This window comes from Paraburkholderia dipogonis (assembly GCF_042680985.1).
Classification (GTDB): domain Bacteria; phylum Pseudomonadota; class Gammaproteobacteria; order Burkholderiales; family Burkholderiaceae; genus Paraburkholderia; species Paraburkholderia phytofirmans.
In genome coordinates this window covers 1-26767 of sequence record NZ_JBHUFR010000003.1, presented here as the reverse complement: position 1 = coordinate 26767, position 26767 = coordinate 1, and the positions used below count along the sequence as shown (strand labels likewise).

Annotated in this window: 21 protein-coding genes; 2 read left to right on the top strand and 19 right to left on the bottom strand. The window is 62.5% G+C overall.

The window, feature by feature from the left end; genetic code table 11:
* Positions 1–189: 189 nt before the first annotated feature.
* From ACFSNN_RS03030 to coq7, 17 genes are all read right to left on the bottom strand, one after another.
* Positions 190–693 carry a peroxiredoxin gene (locus ACFSNN_RS03030; protein ID WP_012434415.1) on the bottom strand — a complete coding sequence of 168 codons (504 nt, stop codon included), beginning with the start codon at positions 691–693 and terminating at the stop codon, positions 190–192.
* Positions 694–949: 256 nt separating this feature from the next.
* Positions 950–2146, bottom strand: a complete 1197-nt coding sequence (gene ftsZ / locus ACFSNN_RS03025) for a cell division protein FtsZ (RefSeq protein WP_012434416.1) — start codon at positions 2144–2146, stop codon at positions 950–952.
* A gap of 151 nt (positions 2147–2297) precedes the next feature.
* On the bottom strand, positions 2298–3530 hold the full coding sequence (gene ftsA / locus ACFSNN_RS03020) for a cell division protein FtsA (protein ID WP_012434417.1): 1233 nt from the start codon (positions 3528–3530) through the stop codon (positions 2298–2300).
* 27 nt (positions 3531–3557) lie between these two features.
* The gene (locus ACFSNN_RS03015) at positions 3558–4310 is read right to left on the bottom strand and encodes a cell division protein FtsQ/DivIB (protein ID WP_012434418.1); all 753 of its coding nucleotides are present in this window, start codon (positions 4308–4310) and stop codon (positions 3558–3560) included.
* Between the two features lie 48 nt (positions 4311–4358).
* A complete protein-coding gene (locus ACFSNN_RS03010; protein WP_134457754.1) occupies positions 4359–5300 on the bottom strand; it encodes a D-alanine--D-alanine ligase in 942 nt (313 codons plus the stop codon).
* A 1-nt stretch (position 5301) separates the two neighbouring features.
* Positions 5302–6705 (bottom strand): UDP-N-acetylmuramate--L-alanine ligase, encoded by a 1404-nt coding sequence (murC, locus tag ACFSNN_RS03005; protein WP_012434420.1) that lies wholly within the window; start codon positions 6703–6705, stop codon positions 5302–5304.
* Entirely contained in the window at positions 6702–7820 is a 1119-nt protein-coding gene (gene murG / locus ACFSNN_RS03000; protein WP_134457753.1) for an undecaprenyldiphospho-muramoylpentapeptide beta-N-acetylglucosaminyltransferase, read from the bottom strand. Before murG ends, murC begins: the two co-directional genes overlap by 4 nt.
* A 127-nt stretch (positions 7821–7947) precedes the next feature.
* Positions 7948–9225 carry a putative lipid II flippase FtsW gene (ftsW, locus tag ACFSNN_RS02995; protein ID WP_012434422.1) on the bottom strand — a complete coding sequence of 426 codons (1278 nt, stop codon included), beginning with the start codon at positions 9223–9225 and terminating at the stop codon, positions 7948–7950.
* Positions 9222–10736 (bottom strand): UDP-N-acetylmuramoyl-L-alanine--D-glutamate ligase, encoded by a 1515-nt coding sequence (gene murD, locus ACFSNN_RS02990; RefSeq protein WP_134457752.1) that lies wholly within the window; start codon positions 10734–10736, stop codon positions 9222–9224. Before murD ends, ftsW begins: the two co-directional genes overlap by 4 nt.
* A gap of 26 nt (positions 10737–10762) precedes the next feature.
* Positions 10763–11932 carry a phospho-N-acetylmuramoyl-pentapeptide-transferase gene (mraY, locus tag ACFSNN_RS02985; RefSeq protein WP_134457751.1) on the bottom strand — a complete coding sequence of 390 codons (1170 nt, stop codon included), beginning with the start codon at positions 11930–11932 and terminating at the stop codon, positions 10763–10765.
* Between the two features lie 17 nt (positions 11933–11949).
* Entirely contained in the window at positions 11950–13377 is a 1428-nt protein-coding gene (locus ACFSNN_RS02980; protein WP_134457750.1) for a UDP-N-acetylmuramoyl-tripeptide--D-alanyl-D-alanine ligase, read from the bottom strand.
* Positions 13374–14921: a UDP-N-acetylmuramoyl-L-alanyl-D-glutamate--2,6-diaminopimelate ligase gene (locus ACFSNN_RS02975; RefSeq protein WP_134457749.1), complete on the bottom strand. Its 1548-nt coding sequence runs from the start codon at positions 14919–14921 to the stop codon at positions 13374–13376. Before ACFSNN_RS02975 ends, ACFSNN_RS02980 begins: the two co-directional genes overlap by 4 nt.
* Complete coding sequence (locus ACFSNN_RS02970) at positions 14918–16774, bottom strand: peptidoglycan D,D-transpeptidase FtsI family protein (protein WP_134457748.1); 1857 nt, start codon at positions 16772–16774, stop codon at positions 14918–14920. The genes ACFSNN_RS02975 and ACFSNN_RS02970 overlap by 4 nt, the downstream gene beginning before the upstream one ends.
* Positions 16771–17121: a cell division protein FtsL gene (gene ftsL / locus ACFSNN_RS02965; RefSeq protein WP_012434428.1), complete on the bottom strand. Its 351-nt coding sequence runs from the start codon at positions 17119–17121 to the stop codon at positions 16771–16773. The genes ACFSNN_RS02970 and ftsL overlap by 4 nt, the downstream gene beginning before the upstream one ends.
* Positions 17118–18071: a 16S rRNA (cytosine(1402)-N(4))-methyltransferase RsmH gene (gene rsmH / locus ACFSNN_RS02960; RefSeq protein WP_012434429.1), complete on the bottom strand. Its 954-nt coding sequence runs from the start codon at positions 18069–18071 to the stop codon at positions 17118–17120. Before rsmH ends, ftsL begins: the two co-directional genes overlap by 4 nt.
* 15 nt (positions 18072–18086) lie before the next feature.
* Positions 18087–18515, bottom strand: coding sequence for a division/cell wall cluster transcriptional repressor MraZ (gene mraZ, locus ACFSNN_RS02955; protein ID WP_012434430.1), 429 nt, complete (start codon positions 18513–18515; stop codon positions 18087–18089).
* 412 nt (positions 18516–18927) lie between these two features.
* Positions 18928–19566 carry a 2-polyprenyl-3-methyl-6-methoxy-1,4-benzoquinone monooxygenase gene (gene coq7, locus ACFSNN_RS02950; RefSeq protein WP_134457747.1) on the bottom strand — a complete coding sequence of 213 codons (639 nt, stop codon included), beginning with the start codon at positions 19564–19566 and terminating at the stop codon, positions 18928–18930.
* Positions 19567–19869: 303 nt separating this feature from the next.
* On the opposite strand from coq7, the gene ACFSNN_RS02945 reads away from it, so the two are divergent.
* Positions 19870–21039, top strand: a complete 1170-nt coding sequence (locus ACFSNN_RS02945) for a porin (protein ID WP_134457746.1) — start codon at positions 19870–19872, stop codon at positions 21037–21039.
* Positions 21040–21227: 188 nt separating this feature from the next.
* Here ACFSNN_RS02945 and ACFSNN_RS02940 read toward each other — a convergent pair whose 3' ends face one another.
* A complete protein-coding gene (locus ACFSNN_RS02940) occupies positions 21228–22901 on the bottom strand; it encodes a long-chain fatty acid--CoA ligase (protein WP_134457745.1) in 1674 nt (557 codons plus the stop codon).
* A gap of 146 nt (positions 22902–23047) precedes the next feature.
* Positions 23048–25126, bottom strand: coding sequence for a molybdopterin-containing oxidoreductase family protein (locus tag ACFSNN_RS02935; protein WP_134457744.1), 2079 nt, complete (start codon positions 25124–25126; stop codon positions 23048–23050).
* Between the two features lie 187 nt (positions 25127–25313).
* Between ACFSNN_RS02935 and ACFSNN_RS02930 the strand changes: the two genes are divergently transcribed.
* A complete protein-coding gene (locus ACFSNN_RS02930; RefSeq protein ID WP_134459090.1) occupies positions 25314–26510 on the top strand; it encodes a M20 aminoacylase family protein in 1197 nt (398 codons plus the stop codon).
* Positions 26511–26767 lie beyond the last annotated feature (257 nt).

Genomic DNA, 26767 nt, shown 5'->3' with positions numbered 1-26767 from the left:
TCAATCTGTTTCGCTGCATTACCCTTGGGCGCCCGTCAGGAAAGCGTGGCGGGCCGATGCACCGGAACGGAGGCGTTTCCGGTCATCGGCCCGCGTAACGGCCTGTCACAAAAGCGTCTTGTCGACCGTTGCCCTGGCACAACGCGACAACCGCGCATGCCTGTGGCGAAGGCCACGACACCTGCGTGTCTAGCTCAACGTAGCGAGAATACTCCCTGCATCGCTGACTTCGAATTTGCCGGCAGCCTCGACGTTCAACGTCTTGACCACGCCGTCGTCGACCACCATCGCGTAGCGCTGGGAACGGATTCCCATGCCGCGCGCCGACAAATCCTGCTCGAGACCAAGCGCTCGCGTGAAAGCCGCACTGCCGTCCGCCATCATGCGCACCTTGCCCGAGGCGTGCTGATCGCGTCCCCACGCGCCCATTACGAACGCGTCGTTGACGGACACGCACCAGATCTCGTCGATGCCAAGAGCGCGCAACTGCTCGGCGTGCTCGACATAACCCGGTACATGTTTGGCCGAACAGGTGGGCGTAAATGCGCCGGGCAATCCGAAGATCACCACGCGCTTGCCCGCCGTCTGCTCGCGCACGTCGAAGCTGTTAGGCCCGATCGTGCAGCCCGCCCGCTCGTCTTCGATCAACTCGAAGAGCGTTGCGTCGGGCAGCTTGTCACCTGCCTGAATCATGCTCAGTCCTTTGCATCGATGCGAAGCACGCTCGCACGTCGTCGTGTCGCAGTGAAAAATCCGGCGTGGGCACCAACCACTGCATGCTCCGCCGTCCGGCGACAGTCGCCCACTCCGCTTCGCGAATCCGAAGAGGGCAGTTGTCCTTGTCGCGAATCCTCAACGATACGCGACTTGTTCGCCGTTCACCCGCCACGCTCGTGCATTCGTCCGCCAGCGCCAGAATCGGCGCAGCAACGAAAGCCTGCCCGTGCGCTCAGTCCGCCTGCTTACGCAGGAATGCCGGAATGTCGTACGTGTCGACGCCCTTTTCCTGCAGCGCCTGCACATGCGAAGCGGCCGTATCGCGCGACGTGCGCCACACTGCCGGCGTATCCAGCGCGCCGTAATCGGCGGTGCTGGCGTGCGACGACTGCGGTGCGTATGCAGCGTGTGCGCTGATCGGCTGGTTGTCGGTGCCGGTGCGCAGCAGCGTCATCGGTGCCGATTGCTGCTTCTTCGCCGCGCGGCCCAGACCCGTTGCCACGACCGTCACGCGCAGCGCGTCGCCCATTGCATCGTCGTACACTGCGCCGAAAATCACGGTTGCGTCTTCCGCGGCGTAGCTCTTGATCGTGTTCATCACTTCGCGCGTTTCCGACAGACGCAGCGAACGGCTCGACGTGATGTTCACCAGCACGCCACGCGCGCCCGACAGATCCACCCCTTCCAGCAGCGGGCTGGCCACAGCCTGCTCAGCAGCCAGACGTGCGCGATCGACGCCGGCAACCGTCGCCGTGCCCATCATCGCCTTGCCCTGTTCGCCCATCACCGTCTTCACGTCTTCGAAGTCGACGTTCACCAGACCGTCGACGTTGATGATTTCTGCGATGCCGGCAACTGCGTTGTTCAGAACGTCGTCTGCGCACTGGAAGCACTTGTCCATCTCGGCGTCATCGCCCATCACCTCGAACAGCTTGTCGTTCAGAACGACGATCAGCGAGTCGACGTGATCCTCCAGTTGCTGCGAACCGGCTTCTGCCACGCGCATCCGCTTGCCGCCTTCGAATTCGAACGGCTTGCTGACGACGCCAACGGTCAAGATACCCATTTCCTTGGCGATCTGCGCGACCACGGGTGCTGCGCCCGTGCCCGTGCCGCCGCCCATGCCGGCCGTGATGAAGACCATGTGCGCGCCGCGCAGTGCGTCGGCGATGCGCTCACGTGCTTCTTCCGCAGCGGCGCGGCCCATTTCCGGCTTGGCGCCGGCGCCCAGACCCGTGTTGCCGAGTTGGATCACCGCAGTGGCGCGCGAACGCGACAAAGCCTGCGCATCCGTGTTCATCACGATGAAGTCGACGCCTTGCACGCCTTTGTTGATCATGTGCTGAACAGCATTGCCGCCAGCGCCACCTACTCCGACCACCTTGATGATGGTGCCGTTCGTTTCGGTTTCCAGCATTTGGAAATCCATGATGCCTCCGTCAAGATAAAAATTTACAGCCACTTCGGCCGTTATTCGGCAGGAGATCGGGCAACCCCCTGTCGCGCGCCGGCCGCCGGCACCAGCGCGTATTTTGAAACTCGTTCGACAAGCCGTTCTGTGCAGCGGTGCTACGAATGCTTTAGAAATTGCCGAGGAACCAGTCCTTCATGCGCGTGAACACCTGTCCCATGGAGCCCGACTGCACCGCGACCTTGCGGCCGCGCATGCGCTGCGAGCGTCCCTCGACGAGCAGGCCCATCGCCGTCGAATAGCGCGGATTGCGCACCACGTCGGCGAGACCGCCCGCGTATTCCGGCACGCCGATACGCACCGGCTTCAGGAAAATGTCTTCACCCAGTTCGACCATGCCGAGCATCATCGACGCGCCGCCGGTCAGCACCACGCCGGAGCTCAGCAGTTCCTCGTAACCCGACTCGCGCACCACCTGCTGCACAAGCGAAAACAGTTCTTCGACACGCGGTTCGACCACCGCCGCCAGCGCCTGGCGCGACAGCGTACGCGGACCGCGTTCGCCGAGACCCGGCACTTCGATCATCTCGTCCGGATCCGCGAGCGCCTGCTTGGCGATGCCGTAATCCACCTTGATGTCTTCCGCGTCCGGCGTCGGCGTGCGTAGCGCCATCGCGATGTCGCTCGTGATCTGGTCGCCAGCAATCGGAATCACCGCCGTATGACGGATCGCGCCTTCGCTGAAAATCGCGATGTCCGTCGTGCCGCCGCCGATATCGACCAGCACCACGCCGAGTTCTTTTTCGTCTTCCGTCAGCACCGCCAGCGACGACGCCAGCGGCTGCAAGATCAGATCGTTCACTTCGAGTCCGCAACGGCGCACGCACTTCACAATGTTCTGCGCCGCGCTCACCGCGCCGGTGACGATATGCACCTTCACTTCGAGGCGAATACCGCTCATACCGATCGGCTCGCGCACATCTTCCTGACCGTCGATGATGAATTCCTGCGTCAGGATATGCAGCACCTGCTGATCGGTCGGGATGTTGATCGCCTTGGCCGTTTCGATCACGCGCGCCACGTCCGCCTGCGTGACTTCCTTCTCCTTGATCGCCACCATGCCGCTCGAATTGAAGCTGCGGATATGGCTGCCGGCAATCCCGGTAAACACGTTCGTGATCTTGCAGTCGGCCATCAGTTCGGCTTCTTCGAGCGCGCGCTGAATGGACTGCACGGTGGCCTCGATATTCACCACCACGCCTTTCTTGAGCCCCTTTGATTCGCTCTGGCCGAGGCCGATCACCTCGTAGTGACCTTCGCCCTTCAACTCGGCGACGATGGCCACGACCTTCGACGTCCCAATGTCGAGGGCGACCAGCAGATCTTTATAGTCTTTACTCATAGCGTGCTCATTGCGTGTGATGTCCGTTTACTTCTTGCCCTTGTCGGGTTCGGTGATAAAGCGCATCCCTGCCGCGCGAATCGCGAAACCGTTCGGATAGCGCAAGTCCGCATACTCGATATCCTTTCCCCAACGTTGCGTCACCGCGCTCCACGCCGCGCTCAGACGTTTGCTCCGATCGAGCAGCGTGTCCTGATTGCGTTCGCGCCCAAGTTCCACCTGCGTGCCGTTCGAGAGCTTCACCGTCCACGCGTAGCGCGGCGACAGCGTCACTTCTTCAGGCGTCGCGCCCAATGGCGCAAACCATTTCTGGAAGTCGTGATACCGCGCGACCACCTCTTTTGCCGTACCGTCCGGGCCGTCGAACGCGGGCAGATCTTCTTCGAGCTCGCCCTGGTTCGCCGTGAACAACTCGCCGTCGACGCTCACGAGCTGATCGCTGCCCCACGTCCCCAGCGGTTTGTACTCTTCCAGCGTGACAGCCAGTGCATTCGGCCAGACGCGCCGCACGCTCGCATGACGCACCCACGGCATTTGCTCGAATGCCTGACGCGCCACGTCGAGATCCACCGTAAAAAAGTTGCCCTTCAACCGCCCAACCACACCCGCGCGCACCGTCGGCGAATTGATGTGCTCGGTATCGCCGTCGATCTGAATCTCGTGCAGCGCGAAATTCGGACGCTGGATCAGCCAGTAACCGCCAGCCGCCAGCAGCACGAGCACCAGCAACACATGCAATGCGTTGGCGGCGAAATTGAGCTGGCGAACGTTGTTCCACATGGTGTTGCTTTCGGGTCGCCCCGGTTAGTGCTGCAATTAGTGCCGCAATTAGTCCTGCAACGTCAGCGCCAATACGCCGACAACGAGTTCCTGATAGCTGATGCCCACCGCGCGCGCCGCTTTCGGCGGCAGCGAGTGATCGGTCATGCCGGGCGCCGTGTTCACTTCGAGGAAATACGGGTTGCCGTCGGCGTCGAGCATGAAATCCGCGCGGCCCCAGTCGGTGCAGCCGAGCACGTCGAACGCACGGCGCGCCAGCACTTTCAGGCGCGCCTCCTCGTCCGCCGACAGACCGCACGGAATCAGGTACTGCGTGTCGTTGGCGATGTACTTCGCGTGATAGTCGTAGAACTCGCCGGCCGGCACGATGCGAATCACCGGCAGATCCAGATTGCCCGCGATGCACGCGGTGTATTCGCCACCGCCTTCAATGCTCTTTTCCACCACGACGATCTTGTCGTACTTGACCGCTTCGATCAGCGCGGCGGGCAGTGCGTCGGCGCTCTTCACCTTGATCACCGCGACGCTCGAACCTTCGCTCGCCGGCTTCACGAAGAGCGGCAAGCCTAGCTTCGCGACGATCTCTTTCGAGCGCGTTTCGTAGTCGTCCCCACGCAGCACGGCTTCGAACGGCGGCGTCGGAATGCCGAGTTGCTGCCACACGAGCTTGGTGCGGAACTTGTCCAGACCGAGCGCCGAGCCAAGCACGCCGCTACCCGTGTACTTGATGCCGTAAAAGTCGAGCGCGCCCTGAATCTGGCCGTTCTCGCCGTAGCCACCGTGCAGCGCGTTGAACGCGCGCACGAAGCCTTCTTCCTTCAACGCGGCGAGCGGACGCTCGGCCGGATCGAACGGATGCGCGTCCACGCCCGCGTCGCGCAGACCTTGCAGTACCAGGCGGCCAGAGTTGAGCGAGACTTCGCGCTCGGCGGAATTGCCGCCGAGGAGTACTGCTACCTTGCCGAATTGTTTCGGGTCAATACTGCTCATCTCACACCTTCGTTTCCTGCGCGAGGCGACCCGGCACACCGCCGATCGAACCCGCGCCCATCGTGATCACCACATCGCCGTCGCGCACCACTGCTGAGAGCGCGTCCGGCACTTCATCCACCGTATCGACAAATACCGGCTCGACCTTGCCCGCCACCCGCAGCGCGCGCGCCAACGCGCGGCCGTCCGCGGCAACGATCGGCGACTCGCCGGCCGAATAGACTTCGGTCAGCACGAGCGCGTCGACGGTCGACAGCACTTTCACAAAATCCTCGAAGCAATCACGCGTGCGCGTGAAGCGATGCGGTTGAAACGCCAGCACCAGACGACGCCCCGGAAATGCGCCGCGCGCCGCCGCCACCGTGGCCGCCATTTCGACCGGGTGATGACCGTAGTCGTCCACCAGCGTGTAGGCGCCGCTCGCTTTGCCTTCGCTTACGACCGGCACTTCGCCGTAACGCTGGAAGCGTCGGCCCACGCCGTTGAAATCCGCCAGCGCTCGCTGGATATCGGCATCTTTCACTTCAAGTTCAGTCGCAATTGCAATTGCGGCCAAAGCGTTCTGCACGTTGTGCTCGCCGGGCAGGTTCAAGACGATGTCGATCGGCGCCGCGTCTTCGCGCATTGCCGTGAAATGCATCTTGCCGTCGTGCGCTTTGACGTTGACCGCGCGCACCTGCGCATCCGGCGCGAAACCGTAGCGGATGATCGGCTTCGACACGAACGGCAGGATCTCCTTCACGTTCGGATCGTCCACGCACAACACCGCAATACCGTAGAACGGCAAACGGTGCGTGAATTCGATGAACGCCTGCTTGAGCCGCGCGAAGTCGTGGCCGTAGGTGTCCATGTGATCGGCGTCGATGTTCGTGATGACTTCGATCACCGGGAACAGATTCAGGAACGACGCATCCGACTCGTCGGCTTCCGCGACGATGAAGTCGCCTGTGCCGAGCCGTGCATTCGCGCCTGCGCTGATCAGCCGGCCGCCGATCACGAAAGTCGGATCCAGCCCGCCCGCCGCCAGTACGCTCGCCACCAGCGAGGTGGTCGTGGTCTTGCCGTGCGTACCGGCAATCGCGATGCCCTGCTTCAGGCGCATCAGTTCCGCGAGCATCACCGCGCGCGGCACGATCGGAATGCGGCGATGACGCGCGGCCAGCACTTCCGGATTGTCGCTACGCACTGCCGTGGAAACGACCACAGCGTTCGCGCCTTCGATGTTCTCCGCCGCGTGACCGATCGCGATCCGCGCGCCGAGTGCAGCGAGGCGATCGGTGATCGCGTTGCTCGTGAGATCCGAGCCGCTCACCTGATAGCCGAGGTTGACCAGCACCTCCGCGATGCCGCTCATGCCGACACCGCCGATGCCGACAAAGTGAATGTGTTTGACGATGTGTTTCATTGCTTTCCTTCTGGGCTCGCGCCCGAAATCGAACCCGCCACGGTCGCGCAAATCTGCGCGACCTGTTCAGTGGCGTCGGGTTTCGCGAGCGAGCGCGAACGCTCCGCCATCTCCGCGAGGGTCTCTCGCGTCTGGCTGCGCAACCAGTCAGCGAGGGTTTCCGCCGACAGATCGCGTTGCTGCACGACCAGCGCCGCGCCGTTGTCGGCGAGGAACGCTGCATTAGTGGTTTGGTGATCGTCTACTGCATACGGGAACGGCACGAAGAACGCCGCCACGCCTACTGCTGAAATCTCTGAAACTGTCATGGCGCCCGAGCGGCAAATCACGAGGTCCGCGTTCGCGTAGGCACTCGTCATGTCGTCGATGAACGGCACGAGTTCGACGTCGGCGCCTGCTTGCAAACCGGCAGCCGCGTAGTTCTCACGCAGCGCTTCGATATGCTTCGCGCCCGCCTGATGCACGATGCGCGGGCGCTCATTCGGCGCGAGCAAAGCCACCGCACGCGGCACGACTTCATTCAATGCCGCCGCGCCCAGACTGCCGCCCACGACCAGCACATTCAGCGGACCGCTGCGTTGCGCGTAGCGTGCTTTGGGTGCGATTGCGCGCGCAAGTTCCTCACGAATCGGATTTCCCGTCCATTCACCGTGCGGCAATGCATTCGGAAACGCAACCAGCACGCGTTTGGCGAGTTTCGCCAGCACCTTGTTCGCCAGACCCGCAATCGAATTCTGTTCATGCAGCACCAGCGGACGGCCGCTCAACGCGGTCATCAAGCCGGCCGGAAACGTGATGTAACCGCCCATGCCGAGCACGACGTCGGGTTTCACGCGACGCAGTACGGAGAGACTTTGCGTGCAGGCGCGCAAGAGATTGACCGGCAGCATCAGCTTGGTTTTCATTCCCTTGCCGCGCAGGCCGCCGAAGCGCACGTATTCCATCGGGATGCCGTGCTTCGGCACCAGTGTCGCTTCCATGCCCGCGGGATTGCCGAGCCATACGACCTTCCAGCCCCACGCCTGCATCAGATGAGCGACCGCGAGCCCCGGGAACACGTGTCCCCCGGTGCCACCGGCCATCACCATCAGCGTGCGTTGCGGCAGAGCGGTCATACTTTCCCTCCGCGCATAAGCATGAGCCTGGACGAAAACCCGTTTTGGCTTCGGCCGCTGCGCTTAACTTCGCGCGCCTTGCGCACGAAGTTAGCCTTCGCCGAAATCGTGCGCTGCTGCGTGGGGGTCATACCTTCCCCCCGCGCATCAGCACACGATTTTCGTAATCGACCCGCATCAACACAGCAACAGCAACGCAATTCAGCACGATGCCCGAGCCGCCATAACTGACGAGCGGCAACGTAAGACCCTTGGTCGGCAGCAAGCCGAGGTTCACGCCCATGTTGATGAAGGTCTGCGCGCCGAACCAGATGCCGATGCCCTTGGCGACGAGACCCGCGAACGTGCGATCGAGCGCGAGCGCCTGACGGCCGATCTCGAACGAACGGCGCACGATCCAGTAGAACATCAGGATCACGACCAGCACGCCGACAAAACCAAGTTCCTCGCCGATCACTGCGAGGATGAAGTCGGTATGCGCTTCCGGCAGATAGTTGAGTTTCTCGACGCTGCCGCCAAGGCCCACGCCGAACCACTCGCCACGCCCGAACGCGATCAGCGAATGCGTCAATTGATAAGCCTTGCCTTGCGCGTAACGGTCGTCCCACGGATCGAGGTAGGCGAAAATCCGCTCACGACGCCACGGCGACGCCCACACCAGCAAACTGAACGTGCCGACCGCAGTGGCGACCAATCCGCCGAACAGCTTGCCGTTCACGCCGCCGAGAAACAGCACGCCCATCGCGATCGCTGCGATCACCATGAACGCGCCCATGTCCGGTTCGAGCAGCAGCAACGCGCCGACGAGACCCACCGCCACCGCCATCGGCAAAAAGCCTTTGGCGAAGCTGTGCATGTATTCCTGCTTGCGCACCGTGTAGTTCGCCGCGTAGATCGTCACCGCGAGCTTCATGATTTCCGACGGCTGCATGTTCGTGATGCCGAGCGGAATCCAGCGACGCGCGCCGTTCACGCCCTTGCCGACGTGCGGAATCAGCACGATCACCAGCGCGACCAGCGAAATCAGAAACAGCTTCGGCGCGTACTTGTCCCACGTCGCGATCGGAATGCGGAACGACACGATACCGATCACCGAACCCATCACCACGAAGATGATCTGGCGCACGAGGAACGCGTAGTCGCGGTACGACGCGTACTTCGGCGAGTCGGGCATGGCGATCGACGCCGAATACACCATCACGACACCGAGCCCGAGCAGCGCGACGACCACCCACAGCAGCGAGTGATCGTAGTCGAGCATGCGCGAGCGCAGCGGACGCACGCCATTGACGGCGCTCGCGAGGCCACTGCCGCCCGTGCGGCCGCCGACGCGTGCCGCGCCGCCCGAACCACCCGCGTCGCCGGCGGCGGCCTGACGCGAACCGAAACGTTCCGACCAGCTCATATCATCGTCCCCCGTTCGGCCGCGATGTCTTCTACCGTGCTGCGGAATACCGCGGCGCGGTGCGCGTAACCCTTGAACATGTCGAAGCTCGCGCAAGCCGGTGACAACAGCACGGCATCGCCCGGCTCCGCGAGCGCGGTTGCTGCGCGCGTCGCTTCTTCGAGCGTGGCGTGATCGGTCATCGCGATGCCGGTGTCTTCCAGCGCGGCGCGAATCAACGGCGCGTCACGGCCGATCAGCATCACGGCGCGGCACCAGCGCATGACCGGCGCGGCCAGCGGTTCGAAATCCTGGCCCTTGCCGTCGCCGCCGGCGATCAGCACGATGCGCTGCGCAAGTCCGTCGAGCGCGGCAACCGTCGCGCCGACATTGGTGCCCTTGCTGTCGTCCACGTAGTCAATACCGTCGATCGACGCGATCAATTCCACGCGATGCGGCTCGCCGCGATATTCGCGCAGTCCGTGCAACAGCGGCGCGCCCGGCAGACCGACTGCGCGCGTCAGTGCGTAAGCGGCGAGTGCGTTGGCGGCGTTGTGCAGGCCGCGAATACGCAAGGCGTCCGCGGGCATCAAGCGTTTCAGCGCGATGTTCGGCGGCGTGACCACTTCGTTCTTGCGACGGCGCTTCGGCACCGGTTCGTCGCTTGCGTCGCGATCGTGCGCCTGCACGAGCCAGATCATCCCGTTGTCGCGCAGCAGCCCGTAGTCGCCGTCGTTTTTCGGCTCGGTAACGCCGAACGTGACCATTTCGGCTTCGCTGTCTTCCGCGGGCGCCAGCTTCATGACGCGCGAGTCATCGCGATTCAGCACGCGCACAGTCTGCGCACCGAAGATGCGGCCCTTCGCGGCGGCGTACGCGTCCAAACCGCCGTGCCAGTCCAGATGATCCTGAGTGATGTTCAGCACGACCGCCGCATCCGGCGTAAACGTGTGCGCGGTTTCCAACTGGAAGCTCGACAGTTCGAGCACCCACACGTCGGGCAACGCGGTGTTGTCGATCGCTTCCGAGAGTTTGTCGAGCAGCGCCGGGCTAATGTTGCCGGCCACCGCGACCTTCTTGCCGGCGCGCTCGCACAACAAGCCCGTCAGGCTCGTGGTCGTGGTCTTGCCGTTGGTGCCGGTAATCGCGATCACTTTCGGCGCGTAGCCGCTTTCGCCGAGCGTCTTCAGCGCTTGCGAGAAGAGTTCGAGTTCGCCCCACACGGGGATGCCCTGCTCGCGCGCCGCCGAGATCAGCGGCACCAGATCGGCGGCAAGCGGCGACAAACCCGGGCTGATGGCGACGAGTTCGACATCTTCGAGCAACACCGGCGAAAACGGGCCGCCGACGAATGCGGCGTCGATGCCGTGCGCTTCCAGTGCGGGCAGGTTCGGCGGCACTTCGCGTGTATCGGCCACACGCAGCCGACAGCCGTGCCGCGCGCACCAGCGCGCCATGGCGAGACCGGATTCACCCAGTCCCAGCACGAGCACCATCGGCTTTTGCCGATCCCGAAACTTCTCGCCGAACATCGCCTGCTTCCTTAATGACCTGCTGCTTAACGCAGTTTGAGCGTGGACAAACCAAAGAGACACAACATCAGCGTGATGATCCAGAAGCGCACGACCACCTGCGTTTCCTTCCAACCCGACAATTCGAAATGGTGATGCAGCGGCGCCATCTTGAAGAGACGCCGCCCTTCGCCGAAGCGGCGCTTGGTGAACTTGAACCAGGTGACCTGCAACATCACGGAGAGCGTTTCAGCGACGAAAATGCCGCCCATGATGAAGAGCACGATTTCCTGACGCACGATCACCGCCACCGTGCCGAGCGCGCCACCGAGCGCGAGCGCGCCGACGTCGCCCATGAACATCTGCGCCGGGTGCGTGTTGAACCAGAGGAACGCGAGCCCTGCCCCGCCCATCGCCGAACAGAAGATCAGCAGTTCACCCGCGCCGGCGATATGCGGAAACAGCAGATACTTCGAATAGACCGAGCTGCCCATCACGTAAGCGAACACACCGAGGGACGCGCCGACCAGCACGACCGGCATGATCACGAGGCCGTCGAGGCCGTCGGTGAGGTTGACCGCGTTGCTCGCGCCCACGATCACCAGATACGTCAGCACGATGAAGCCCCACACGCCGAGCGGATAGCTGATCGATTTGACGAACGGCAGCATCAGGTCGGCGCGCGCCGGCAAACCCATCGAGAGGCCGCTCCTCACCCACGCCATGAACAGGTCGAACACGCGCACATTGTTCGCTTCGGACACGCTGAAGGCCAGATAAACCGCCGCGAACAACCCGATCACCGACTGCCAGAAATACTTTTCACGCGACGACATACCGCGCGGGTCCTTGTAGACCACCTTGCGGTAATCATCGACCCAGCCGATCACGCCGAAACCGAACGTGACGAGCATCACGATCCAGATAAAGCGATTGGTCAGATCCGCCCACAACAAAGTAGCCACGGCGATGCCAAGCAGAATCAGCACGCCGCCCATGGTCGGCGTGCCGGATTTGACGAGGTGAGTTTGCGGGCCGTCTTTGCGAACTGCCTGACCGACCTTCATGGCGGTCAGCTTGCGAATCACCGCCGGGCCGCAGACGAGCCCGATCAGCAGCGCGGTGATGGTCGCCATCACCGCACGGAAAGTCAGATAACTGAACACGCGCAAGAAGCTTGCGTCATTCTGCAGCCATTGCGCCAGCGCCAGTAGCATGCTTCGGTCCTTCTATTTCAATGTGCGGCGGGCGTACTGCCCGCTGCGTTGGGTTGTGGACTCGTTACGGCGTCCACCACGCGCTCCATCTGCATGAAGCGCGAGCCTTTCACGAGAAGCGTTGCGGCAGGGCCGAAACCGGCCTGCTGCAATTGCGCGATCAGCGTGCCGATATCGGCGACGTGATGCGCGTTCGCGCCATACGCGGTGCAGGCGTCGCGCGAGGCGTCGCCCATTGCGTACAGCGCGTCGATACCGCGTTCCTTGGCGTAAGCGCCGATTTCGCGGTGGAACGCCGGACCGTTGTCGCCGACTTCGCCCATGTCGCCCATCACCAGCACGCGCGGCGCGGCGCGTGAGGCGAGCACGTCGATCGCGGCGCGCATCGAATCGGGGTTGGCGTTATAGGTGTCGTCGATGACGGTGGCGCCGGCGAGCGTGCCGAGTACAGCTCGCTTCACCTGCAAGCGGCCCTTGACGGCGCCGAACGATTCGAGACCGCGCTTGATGGCGTCGAGCGACACGCCCGCTGCCAATGCGGCTGACGTTGCGGCCAGTGCGTTGTGCGCGTTGTGGTCGCCGAGCACTTGCAGCGTGACTTCGATTTGGCCTTCCGGCGTGTCGATGCTCAGGACGTTGCCGGCGAACGTGCCTTTCACTGCGGCTTCGGTGACGCGCTCGGCGGTGTTCAGCGCGAAGTCCATGATGCGGCTGCCGGTTGCGGCCACGCGCCAGATGCTCGCGTAGGCGTCATCGGCCGGGAACACCGCGACGCCTTCCGGCGTCAGCGCGTGAATCACGCTCGCATGTTCGAGCGCGACCGCTTCGACCGTCGCCATGAATTCCTGATGCTCGCGCTGCGCGTTGTTCACCACGGCGACCGTCGGCTCGGCGATTTTCGCGAGCTCAGAGGTTTCGCCCGGATGGTTCATACCGAGCTCGATTACCGCCAATTGATGTGCTGCGTGCAGACGGAACAGCGTGAGCGGCAAGCCGATGTCGTTATTAAAGTTGCCCGCGGTCGCGAGACGCGCGTCGGCGCCGACCGCGGCGGCGAAGATCGACGCGATCATTTCCTTGACCGTGGTCTTGCCATTGCTGCCCGTCACGGCGACGAGCGGCATGCTGAACTTGCGGCGCCAGCCGCGTGCGAGCGCGCCGAGACCCACGCGCGTGTCCGCGACTTTGAGCGCCGGCACAGTCCAGTCTTGCGGCGTGCGCGTGACGAGAACGGCCGTCACGTTGCGCGCGGCGACGTCCGGCAGAAAGTCGTGAGCGTCGAACCGGTCGCCCTTGATCGCGACGAACAGATCGCCGGGGCCCGCGCTGCGGCTGTCCGTGGACACGCGTTCGAACGTGACGTTTTCGTCGCCGATAACGGTTGCGCCCGGAATCAGCGCGGCGGCTTCACGCAGCGAGAACATAGCATCTCCATGCCGGTTCATTCGCCACCTCCGCGTGCGTGCGTCGCGCGTGCGGCCAGCGCGAGGCGAGCGTGGTCCTGATCGGAGAAAGCGCGTTTCTTGCCCATGATTTCCTGTGTTGCTTCGTGCCCCTTGCCCGCCAGCACGATGACGTCTTCGCGCGCCGCGCTGCGGATCGCTTGCAGGATCGCGCTCGCGCGGTCCTCGATACGGCGCGCCTTCGAGGCGTCTTTCATTCCAGCCGCGATCTGCTCGATGATGGCTTGCGGATCTTCGCTGCGCGGGTTGTCGCTGGTCACCACGACGCCGTCGGCGATTTTCTCGGCGATCGCGCCCATCAGCGGACGCTTGGTGGCGTCGCGGTCGCCGCCGCAGCCGAACATGCAGATCAGTTCGCCGCCGCGCGCCGTGGCCATCGGGCGCAACGCTTCGAGTGTTTTTTCCAGCGCGTCCGGCGTGTGCGCGTAATCGATCACGACAAGCGGTTCGTCGTTCTGCAAGCGGCCACCGAGACGCTGCATGCGGCCGTTCACCGATTCGAGCTTTGCCAGTTCGGCGACGGCGGCGTTGAACGGGACGTCGGCGGCGAGCAATGCGCCCAGCACACCGAGGAGATTGCTCACGTTGAACGCGCCGAGCGTTTGCACTTCGACTTCGGCATCGCCCCAATCCGAGGTGCTCAGATGGAACGCCGTGCCCGTGGCGGTCGCGCGCACATTCGAAGCGAGCAGAAGCGCGTCGGCTTGCGGCGCGTCTTGCAGTGCGTCGTCGAGCCCGTAGGCGATCGTGCGCGCATGGCCTTGCGTGCTCGCGAGCAAGCGGCGGCCGGCGGCATCGTCGCGATTGATCACGGCCGCGCGCAGTTCCGGCCAGGCGAACAGACGCGCCTTGGCGGCTTCGTAGGCTTCGAACGTGTGGTGATAGTCGAGATGGTCTTGCGTGAGATTCGTGAACACGACGATGTCGAACGCCGTGCCGTTCACGCGCCCCTGATGCAGCGCGTGCGACGACACTTCCATGGCCACCGCCTGTGCGCCAGCATCGCGCAACTGCGCGAGACTGCGCTGCAATTGCGGCGCGTCGGGCGTAGTGAAACCGGTGTGCACCAGGTGGCCCGGCAAGCCGGTGCCGAGCGTGCCGATGATCGCGCAGCGCGTGCCGAGCGCCGTCAGCGCCGCCGAGATCCACTGGCTGCACGAGGTCTTGCCGTTCGTGCCGGTGACGCCGAACGTCAGCATGCTGTCACTCGGATCGTTGTACCAGCCGCTCGCGATCGAACCCGCAAGTTCGTTCAACGCCGGCACGGCCAGCGTGTTCGACGGATCGATCGCGCCGCTGAAGCCTTCGGGCTGAACCAGCACGGCGGCGGCGCCACGTTCAATCGCGCCTTCGATGAACGGGCGGTTGTCCGCGCCATCCACGGCGTAGGCGAAAAACGCGTCGCCTGCCGCGAGCGAGCGCGTGTCGGCGTGCAGATTCGCGCCTGGCTGCACATGAGCATGCAGCCAGGCGAGGGCGTCGGCGATCTGCCGCTGTGCGGGATGCTTCTTCCGCAACATGCTCATCGCACGACTCCTGGATGGCTTTTCGCGTTCGCGGAAATCGTCATCTTCTTCGCGCCGGCGCTGGTGGAGAGTTTCTTGGCCGTGGCTGGCGTGGCGGGCGCGGTCGGCGCAGAATCGTCCGACACCACCATTTGCTTGACCGGCATGTCCGGCGGCACATTCAACGAGCGCAGCGTGTCGCCGACGATGCTCGAGAACACCGGGCCCGACACCTGACCGCCGAAGTGGCTGCCCGCCGTCGGTTCGTCGACCGAAACGGCCACGACGATGCGCGGGTTCGGCATGGGCGCCATGCCGACGAACGAAGCGCGATATTTGGAGTGGTCGTAGCCGTGCGCGCCGTGCTTGTACGCCGTTCCGCTCTTGCCGCCGACGCGATAACCCGGCACCGCCGCATCCGGCGACGTGCCGCCCGGCGCCGTGACGGTTTCGAGCATGGCGCGCACCTGGCGAGCGGTGGTCGGCGCGAAGATCTGCGGACCGGTGGCCGGCTGATCGCCAGGCGTACGGAAAATCGACACCGGCATGATCTCGCCGTCATGGGCGATCGCGGTGTAAGCGCGGCCCAACTGGAACAGCGACACCGACAGGCCGTAGCCGTACGACATGGTGGCCTGCTCGATGCGGCGCCAGCTCTTCCACGGGCGCAGACGGCCGGCCGCCGCGCCAGGGAAACCGACCTTCGGCGCCTGGCCGAGACCGATGCTGGTGTACATGTTCCACATCTCTTCGGGCTTGAGCTGCATCGCGATCTTGGTCGCGCCGATGTTGCTCGACTTCTGGATCACGCCGCCCACGGTCAGCACGCCGAACGCGCTGTCGTCGGTAATCGGCGCACCGTCAAGCACGAAGCGGCCGCCGCCTGTATCAACCAGTGTAGTCGGCGTGACGCGGTGCAGATCGAGCGCGAGCGAGACCGTGAACGGCTTCATGATCGAACCGGGCTCGAACGTGTCGGTCAGGATGCGGTTGCGCAACTGGTCGCCGGTCAGGTGTGAACGGTCGTTCGGGTTGTAGGTCGGGTAATTGACCAACGCCAGCACTTCGCCGGTGCGCACGTCGATCACCATGGCCGCGCCGGCCTTCGCCTTGAATTTCTCGACGGCCGCCTTCAGGTTCGTATAAGCGATGTACTGAATCTTGCTGTCGATCGAGAGATCCACGTCCTGGCCGTTGTGCGGCACGACCTGCTCGTCCACGTCTTCAATGATGTGGCCCATGCGGTCCTTGATCACGCGGCGGCTGCCCGACATGCCGGCGAGCAGCTTCTGGTCGCCGAGTTCGACGCCTTCCTGGCCTTCGTCTTCCACATTGGTGAAGCCGATCAGGTGAGCCGTGATCTCGCCTTCCGGATAGAAGCGCTTGTACTCGTCGCGCGCGTAAATGCCGGGGATCTCCAGCGCGGCGACCTTTGCGGCGACGTCGACCGGCACCTGGCGCTTTACGTAGACGAAGGTCTTGTCTTCCGAGAGCTTGGCGCGCAGCTCCTTATTAGTCATGCCGAGCAGTTTGCCGAGCGACGTCAGCTTGTCCGCGCCAAGATCGTCCGGCACCGACTCGGGAATCGCCCAGATCGCGCGCACCGGCAGACTTGTGGCGAGCACGAGACCGTTGCGGTCGAGAATCTTGCCGCGCGTGGCCGGCAGTTCGAGGCGGCGCTGATAGCGGATTTCGCCCTGCTTCAGATAGAAAGCGTTGCCCGGGCCCTGAATCCAGAACGCGCGCGCGGTGAGCGCGACGAACGCCATGAACAGCATGAACACGACGAGCTTGGAGCGCCACATCGGCAGGCGCACCGAGAGGATCGGATTGGCCGAGAAGGCCACGCTCTTGCGAGTCGACGATTTTTTCATCGCACGCCTCCGCGACGGGTCGCCGCCGGCGCCGATGCCGGGCCGGAAGTCGGAATCGGTGCGTCCTGAGCTTTCGCCGCGCCCGGGTCGAGTGTGAGGTACTGGGTGCGGCCAGTGGTGACCGATTGCATCTTCAGGGAATCAGTGGCGATAGTCTCGATGCGCGACGTTTTCGACAACGCGCTCTGCTGATATTGAAGTTGCGAATAATCCTGCTGCAGCTGGCGCTCCTGCGATTGAGCACGCTGCAACTGGATAAAGATCTGGCGCTGCTGATTGGTAGCGTTGACGACGGACAGAGCGCAACCCATCACGATGATCAGCAGAAAGATGTTGAGACGGTTCATGGTGCGATCCGCTCCGCCACACGCATCACGGCAGAACGGGCGCGCGGATTCGCGGCGACTTCAGCGTCGCTTGCGAATACGCGGCCGATGATTTTGAGCGGAGGGCTCGGCAGATCGACGGCGCGAATCGGCAGACGGCGATCCACCGCGGGCGTACTCGCGTGCGCCTGCATGAATCGCTTGACGATCCGGTCCTCGAGCGAATGAAAGCTGATGACCACCAGCCGCCCCCCTTGCTCCAACAGCGACAACGCTGCTTCTAAAACGACTTGCAGCTCCGCAAGCTCTTGATTGATGTGAATCCGTATAGCTTGAAAGGTGCGGGTTGCCGGATCCTTGCCCTTCTCACGGGTTTTGACGACGTTAGCCACGATTTGGGCAAGCTCGCCCGTGCTGACGAGAGGCCCAAGACGGTCGGACTCTGCCCGGCGAGCAACAAGCGCCTTTGCAATCTGAAAAGCAAACCGTTCTTCCCCATAATCTCGTATCACCTCCGTCAATTCCTGCACCGTGGCCCGCGCGAGCCAATCAGCCGCCGATTCGCCGCGCGTCGGGTCCATCCGCATGTCGAGCGGGCCGTCGGCGCGAAAGCTGAAGCCCCGCTCCGGATCGTCGATTTGCGGCGACGATATGCCCAGATCCAATAAAACGCCCGACACCCGTCCTACGCCGCGCTCCGCAATCGCGGTGCGCAGTGAAGCAAAACTCTCGTGCACGATGCCGAAGCGCGGATCGGCAATCTGCTGCGCCGTGGCGATGGCGAGCGGGTCTTTGTCGAAAGCGATAAGACGCCCCGACTCGGCCAACTTCTCCAACACCAGGCGGCTATGCCCACCGCGCCCGAACGTGCCGTCCACATACACGCCGTCCGCGCGCGTGACCAGCGCCTGAACCGCTTCTTCCAGCAGCACCGTGCGATGCTGCAATTCGTTTCCCATCGCAGGTGCCATATATGTAAACCGCGATCAGAACGTGAAATCTTTTAACGCGTCGGGCATGCCCTCGGCCATTGCCGCCTGTTCCTTCGCGGCGTATGTTTGTGCATCCCACAACTCGAAGTGACGACCCATGCCTAGCAAGGTCACTTCTTTTTCCAACCCGCCGGCCGTGCGCAATTCCGGCGACACGAGCACGCGCCCTGCGCCGTCCATTTCCACGTCCATTGCATTGCCGAGAAAAATGCGCTTCCACCAGGTCGCGTTCATAGGCAGCTTGTCGACCTTGTCGCGGAAGATTTCCCACTCCGGGCGCGGAAAGAGCAACAGGCAGCCGTCCGGGTGCTTGGTGATCGTCACCCGGCCCTCTGCCTGTGTCTGCAGCGCATCCCGATATCGAGAGGGAATAGACATCCGCCCTTTCGCATCGAGCGTCAGCGCCGACGCCCCTTGGAACACTTCGCTCTCCCCATGTGGCGCATTGGCGCGCCAACTGCCCGACCCATGAAAATCTACCCGAAACCGCTTGCGAGATCACACAAAAATACACTTTCTCACACTGTCTCCCACTTTAGAGGAACGCTAAACGGGGGTCAAGGGAGATACGTGCTTTTCCGGCGAATTTTGTTTGTTAGAACAAGGACTTAGCGCGACTCCTTCACGTCACGCATAAAACGGAAAACCGTTATAAATGAATGAGCTAGTGCAGCTTGTGAAGGTGATACGTGAAAAGTGCGGGGGAAAGGCGTGGAATGAAAGAGATCGTTAAGCGGGATCGGCAGGTGTGGGATGGCGTTTCCGGGTGCTTCAGGCGGACGGCGCGCGCGGCGCCGTCCCACTTCCGAGAGGTACGTGAACGGCTGGCTTTAACTTATATGTAATAGGCGGTGCGGGTCATGACTTTCGACACGGCGCGCATCAATGCGCGCGCGGGGAACGGTAGCTCGAGGCCGCCGGCTTCCATTGCCGCCTTACCGTGTTCCGCTTCGTCCACGCGCATCTGCTCGACGATGGCACGCGACTCGTGATCGGCTGCCGGCAACTCGTCCAGATGGCTGTCGAGATGCAGTTCCACCTGACGCTCCGTCTCCGCCATGAAGCCGAGGCTGACACGGTCGCCCATGCGCCCTGCCGCGAGGCCGATGGCAAGCGCGCCCGTATACCAGAGCGGGTTCAGCAGACTGGGACGCGAGTCGAGCGCTTCGAGACGTTTGGACGTCCACGCGAGATGATCTTCTTCCTCGATTGCGGCGCGATCGAACACAGCCCGCAAGGACGGCGATTTGGTAGCGAGTTTCTGAGCCTGGTAGAGCGCCTGGGCGCAGACCTCGCCGACGTGATTCACGCGCATCAAGCCAGCCGCGTGCGCACGTTCGGCCGGTGAGAGTTCGACCGCCGTTTCCGTCACCGTGGATTCTTGCGGAACCGGCAACGGACGACTCATCCGCGACACGCCGGTCATTGAGCGTAAACCCCGATCAAACTCGCTAATCAACTCGTCCAGAAACATTCAGCACTCCCTCGTTCAACAACCGCCCCACCGATCCGCCAGGTCCACTCGGCAAGGCTTTGCAGCGCAAAACCGGTTTCGCGGAAACCTTCAAACCGCATGAATCGGGCGGCCAATTTCTGATTTTAGACCATGTTGCGTAAACGAAACAGGAGCCTTCGCGCCCCGCTCCTTTTTCTTTGTGCCATGTATGCCTTTTGTTACATTACGTGCAACTTCTCGCGAAGTTGGACATGCAAGGCCTCAACGCTAGATAAATATTCTGCCTTGTACAAAAGATTCGTAATCCTTGGAGATCATTCGATGAAAAAGTCGCTTCTCGCTCTCGCAGCACTGGGCGCATTCGCAGGCGTCGCACATGCTCAGAGCAGCGTGACCCTGTACGGTATCATTGACGAAGGCTTCAACATCAACACCAACTCGGGTGGCAAGCACCTGTACAACCTGTCCAGCGGCGTTCTGCAAGGCTCGCGTTTCGGCCTGCGCGGCACGGAAGATCTGGGCGGCGGTCTGAAGGCAATCTTCGTGTTGGAAAACGGCTTTGACGTGAACAATGGCAAGCTGGGTCAAGGCGGCCTGATGTTCGGTCGTCAAGCTTACGTCGGCCTGTCGAGCCAGTTCGGTACGGTCACGCTGGGTCGTCAGTACGACTCCGTGGTCGACTACGTTGGTCCGCTGGAAGCCGGCGACCAGTGGGGCGGCTACATCGCTGCTCACCCGGGCGACATCGATAACTTCAACAACGCGTACCGCACCAACAACACGGTCAAGTACACGAGCGCGAACTACGGCGGCCTGACGTTCGGCGGCACGTACAGCTTCGGCGGCATCGCCGGCAACGTCACGTCGAACCAGATCTGGTCGTTGGGCGCTGGCTACAACAACGGTCCGTTGGTCTTGGGTGTTGGCTACTTGAACGCACGCACGCCGGCAGCTGCGGGCGGCCTGTTCAACACCGGCAGCACGGCTGCAGCACCGGCTGCTGCTGTGACGTCGCCGGTCTACGCTGGCTTCACGTCGGCTAACACGTATCAAGTGATCGGTGCAGGCGGCGCGTACACGTTCGGCGCAGCAACGGTTGGCTTGACGTACTCGAACATCCGCTTCGGCAACCTGGGCGCTTCGTTCGCATCGCCGTTCAAGGGCCAGTCGGCTACGTTCAACAACGCAGAACTGAACTTCAAGTATCAGTTGACCCCGGCATTGCTGGTCGGCGCGGCGTATGACTACACGCGCGGCGCGGAAATCAACGGCAACTCGCGTGCTCAGTACCACCAAGGCGCAGTTGGCGTGGACTACTTCCTGTCCAAGCGTACCGACGTGTACGTGACGGGTGTGTACCAACACGCTCTGGGCGACACGATCACGGCAACGGGTGCTACGGTCGACGCAACGGCAGGCATCAACGGCCTGACGGGTTCGTCGAACCAGAACCAGTTCACGGCTCGCATCGGTATCCGCCACAAGTTCTAATAAGTCGTAAAAAAGCAGTCTGCCTCAAAGGCGCCTTCGGGCGCCTTTTTTATGGCGCTCGCTATCGGCGGGTTTCGCGATGCGTTAGCTGCGCAAAAGAAAAGGCCGGGCAGACTTTCGTCTGCGCGGCCTCTTTCGCTTACTCACTACTTCGTGTCGGCTTCGTGCTTGATCAGCGCGCGATTCGCCTACGCCCGCCCGTCGCGCAACTCGCGGCGCAGAATCTTGCCGACGTTGCTCTTCGGCAGCTCGGCACGGAACTCGACGATCTTAGGCCGCTTGTAGCCGGTCAATTGCTGCTTGCAATAGGCGAAGATGTCGGCATCGGTGAGCGCCTGATCCTTCTTCACCACAAACAGCTTCACCGCTTCGCCCGAATGCTGGTCCGGCACGCCGACCGCGGCAACCTCGAACACGCCCGGCAGCTTGGCGACCACGTCTTCGATTTCATTCGGATAGACATTGAAACCGGACACCAGAATCATGTCCTTCTTGCGGTCGACAATCTTGACGAAGCCGCCGTCATTCATCAGGCCGACATCGCCCGATTTGAAGAAACCGTCCGGCGTCATCACTTTCGCGGTTTCGTCGGGCCGGTTCCAGTAGCCCGCCATCACCTGCGGGCCGCGGATGCAAATCTCGCCGGGCTGGCCGAGCGGCACCTCGTTACCTTCGTCGTCACGAATGGAGATTTCCGTGGACGGCAGCGGCAGGCCGATCGTTCCGCTGTATTCGGTGACCGTGACCGGATTGCAGGTCACGCACGGCGACGTCTCCGACAAACCGTATCCTTCGATAATCGGCGTATGAGTCTGCTCGTACCAACGTTTGGCGACGGCTTCCTGCACCGCCATACCGCCGCCGTTCGCGGCGATCAGCTTCGAAAAATCGAGCTTGTGGAAGTCCGGGCTGTTCAGCAACGCGTTGTACAGCGTGTTGACGGCGGGAATCGTCGTAATCGGATAGCCTTCCAGCGCCTTGATCATGCCCGGAATGTCGCGCGGATTCGGAATGAGCACACCGAGGCCGCCGGTACGGATCGTCAGCAGCCCGCACACGGTCAGCGCGAACACGTGATACAGCGGCAACGCGACGACGGTGACGAACTGATCGATATCCGTGCGATTCGCGCGAACCGGATCGAGCCAGATTTCCGACTGCAGCACGTTGGCGATCAGGTTCCGATGCAGCAGCGTTGCGCCCTTGGCCACACCTGTCGTTCCGCCCGTGTACTGGAGAAATGCGACGTCTTGAGGGCCTTGCTGGACCGCTTTGAAATTCTGGCGTGCGCCTTCTGCTACGGCCGCGTTGAATTTGACGTGCCCCGGCAGACTCCAGGCCGGCACCATCTTCTTCACCTTGCGCACCACGAAATTCACCAGCGTGCCCTTGATCCCCATCAGGTCGCCCATCGCCGCCACGACGACATGCTTGATCGACGTGTTGCGCACGATCGCCTGCAGCGTAACCGCGAAATTCTCGAGCAGAATGATCGCTTCCGCTCCGCTGTCCTTCAGTTGATGCTCGAGTTCACGCGGCGTATAGAGCGGGTTCACGTTAACGACCACATAGCCTGCGCGCAAGATGGCTGCAATGGCCACCGGATATTGCAGCACGTTGGGCATCATGATCGCGATGCGGGCGCCGCGGGCGAGGCCCTTCGACTGAAACCATGCGGCGAGTTTGCGCGAAAGCGCGTCGAGCTCGCCGTAGCTGATCTCCTTGCCCATGCAGACGAACGCCGGTTTGGCGCGGTGCTCGCGAAAGGCTTCTTCGAGCAGTTCTCCCACCGACGAATAGCGGCTCGGGTCGATCTCTGCGGGAACGCCGGGCGGATAAGATTTCAGCCAGATTTTGTCCATGCAGCGTCTCCTCCTTTATTTTCGAATGGTCGTGCTAAAAACGCATCGTAGCATGGGCACCTCGGTGCTATTCGCGAAAAGCGGCCTGGTTAGACTGCAGCCTCGAACCCGTAAGGGACGCGCGCTGCGGGGTGACTGAGCGGGTTTCAGACGGGTTCGACTTCGACCAGGCAGTCGTAGAAAGTTGCCGAGCCGCCCAGATCGGTGAGCGCCTGGCTGGTGAGTTGATTGGCATTGCGGCCGTCGGGCGCGAGCTTTTTCCACCAGATCGACAGGCCGACCACGAGCCCTTCGCGGGCTTTATCCGTGACGCGCACGCGCGCCTGCATCGAACCGCGATCGTTAAAGATACGCACCTGAGCGCCATCGACGATGTCTCGCGATTGCGCGTCGGCTGGGTGCATGTCGAGATGCGGCTCACCTTCCGTCGAACGCAGACTTTCGACGTTCACGAACGTGCTGTTCAGGAAGTTGCGGGCCGGCGGTGAGATCATCGCAAGTGGGTAGCGGGCGGCGAGTTCCGGTGCGCCGTCGGCGGATTCGTAGGGCGGCAGGTAGTCCGGCAGCGGGTCGAGTCCCTGCTGCGCGAGCCGTTCACTATAGAACTCACATTTGCCGGACGGCGTTCGGAAGCCGCCTTCGGCGAAAGGCGCGTCGGACAGGTTCAACCGGGCCCAGCCGGCTTGCTTCAACGTCTGCCAATCCACACCTTCGAGCGTTTTGTCCTGCCAGCGGAACGCAGCCTGCGCGACGGTCTCGTCGCTCTCGAACAGTGCCGGTTCGTCGAGCCCCATGTGGCGCGCGAACCCGCGAAAAATCTCGGTGTTTGGAAGTGCGCCGCCGACGGGTGCGATTGCCGGCAGGTTGACCATGACGTGCGTGTGGCCGTATGACTTGTGGACGTCGAGGTGTTCGAATTGGGTGGTCGCGGGCAGGAGCAGGTCGGCGTAGTCGGCGGTGTCGGTCTGGAAATGCTCCAGCACGATCGTGAACAGATCCTCGCGCGCGAAACCGGCTGCGACTCGCTCGGAATCCGGCGCGACGGCCACGGGATTCGAGTTGTAGACAACGATCGCTTCGACTTGAGGGCCGAACGCGGCGTCGCCCTTGTGCAGCAACGCGTCGCCGATTGTATTCATATTGATGACGCGGCTGACCTTGGACGGCCAGCCCGGCATCAGGTCCGGACGCTGCAACGCATGCGAGTCGACCGGCGCCCAACCGCCCGAGGATAGCAGCACGCCACCCGCTCTTTCGCGCCACGCACCGGTCAGCGACGGCAGGCAGGCGATCGCCCGCACGGCATTGCCGCCGCCACGCACGCGCTGCAGACCGTAATTCATGCGGATCGCGGCCTTTTTAGTACCACCGTAAAGCCGCGCAAGATCAACGATAACGCATTCATCAATGCCGCAAATTTCGGCAACGCGCGACGGCGAGTAATCTGACGCGCGGGCCTTCAGTTCATCAAAACCTAATGTGTGGGCCTCAATGTAGGCGTGATCGAGCAGGTTTTCCGTGATCAACACGTTCATCATGCCGAGCGCCAAGGCGCCGTCGGTGCCGGGTTTCAGGGCAATATGCTGATGGCATTTTTCGGCGGTCAGCGAGCGGTACGGATCGATCGCGATCAGCCGTGCGCCGCTGCGTTTGGCCTGTTGAGCGCGCGTCCAGAAATGCAGACTCGATGCGATGGGATTGGAGCCCCAGATGAGGATGACTTCGCTCTCATCGAAAAACTCCGTGAGCATGCCAAGGCTCGCGCCATAGGTGTACTTCAACCCGGCGGCGCCGGCGGATGCGCAGATCGTACGGTCCAGTTGCGACGCGCCGATCTTGTGGAAGAAGCGCTGCGCAATGCTGTCGCTCTGAATCAAACCCATCGTGCCGGCATAGCTGTAGGGGACGATCGCCTCTGGCGCGCGGCGCGCAATTTCCGCGAGGCGGCCAGCTGCGATCCGGAACGCCTCGTCCCAACTGATCGGTTCAAAGCGACCCTCGCCTTTACGGCCGACGCGCTTCATCGGCGTCGTCAATCTTTGCGGATGATGCACACGCTCAGCATAGCGGCTGACCTTGGTGCACAGCGCGCCTTGCGTCGGCGGATGCTCGGGATCAGCGATAACCTTGATCGCACGTCCGCCCGCGACCGTCACTCGCATCGCGCAGGTGTCGGGGCAATCGTGCGGGCATACGGCGCGAGCGAGTTCAGTCTGGGCATTCATCAGCGATCCGTTCAAGAAGGCAGTAAGCGGTGAAGCACTGCGGGATTCTATTACGGCAATTGCTGCCTGGTCTGCGTGGTGCCGCCAAAAAGGCCTTGGGCGTAGAATCGGTTATTACCGTGCCCGGGCCAATGGGGCCCCGAGCGATTCCACGCAAGCCAAAGCACAGACGCGTCACTACTCCATCATGAAACTTATCCCCGAAATCCAGGCCGCTCACGGCGAAATTCAGACCCTCCGACGAACCATCCACGCCCATCCGGAACTGCGTTACGAAGAAACGGCGACGGCCGATCTGGTAGCACGAACCCTCGAGTCCTGGGGTATCGAAACTCATCGAGGGTTGGGCAAAACCGGCGTCGTCGGTGTGCTGAAACGCGGCAATGGCTCACGCTCCATTGGTCTGCGGGCCGACATGGATGCGCTGCCGATACAGGAGCTGAACAGCTTCGACCACCGGTCGAAAAACGACGGCAAGATGCACGCGTGCGGCCATGATGGACATACCGCGATGCTCCTCGGTGCAGCGCGGCACCTGGTCAAACATGGTGAATTCGATGGCACGATCGTGTTCATTTTCCAGCCTGCTGAAGAAGGCGGCGCCGGCGCGCAAGCCATGATCGACGACGGCCTGTTCGTGAAATTTCCGGTTGACGCCGTGTTCGGCATTCATAACTGGCCGGGCATGCCGGCGGGGCACTTCGGCGTGACCGAAGGTCCGATCATGGCGTCGAGCAACGAGTTTCACATTGAAATCAAAGGCGTGGGTTCGCACGCCGCGCTGCCGCACAACGGCCGCGATCCTGTCTTCACTGCGGTGCAAATCGCGAATGGGCTGCAGAGCATCATCACGCGGAACAAGAAGCCGCTCGACACCGCTGTGTTATCGATCACCCAGATTCATGCTGGCGACGCGGTCAATGTTGTTCCGAATAACGCGTGGATCGCAGGCACAGTACGGACGTTTACGACCGAAACGCTTGATCTGATCGAAGCGCGCATGCGCAAAATCGCGGAGAGCACGGCCGAGGCTTACGATTGCTCGGTCGATATTCAATTCCACCGAAACTATCCGCCGACGATCAACAGTAGCGAAGAGGCCCGCTTTGCAGCGAGGGTGATGAAGGAAATTGTCGGCGCGGAAAACGTCGACGACGCGGTTGAGCCGACGATGGGCGCGGAGGACTTCTCTTTCATGTTGCTCGCCAAACCGGGTTGTTACGCGTTCCTTGGTAACGGCGATGGAGGGCACCGTGATTCGGGCCATGGCGCGGGCCCGTGCATGTTGCATAACGCGAGCTATGACTTTAACGACGAGTTGCTGCCGATCGGCTCGACGTACTGGGTACAACTGGCACAGCGGTTCCTGGCGCAGGGCAAATAGAATGCTTCGAGCGGGTTGGCGGCTGTGGATCGTCGCCCGTTATGTCTCGCGCAACGGGTGATTGACGCACGTTGCCGCTCGTTCGCCTAAGCCGGCCGAGCGGGTGGGCAGGGAGTGAAGGCGGCTGTGAAGACAGCTGAACGCGCGGGATTTTTGCGTGTATGTTTCGGCGGCGTAAACGCAGAAACCCCACCTTTTTGGGGTGGGGTTTCTGATGCTGCAGGGGAGCCTGACGATTACCTACTTTCACACGGGTA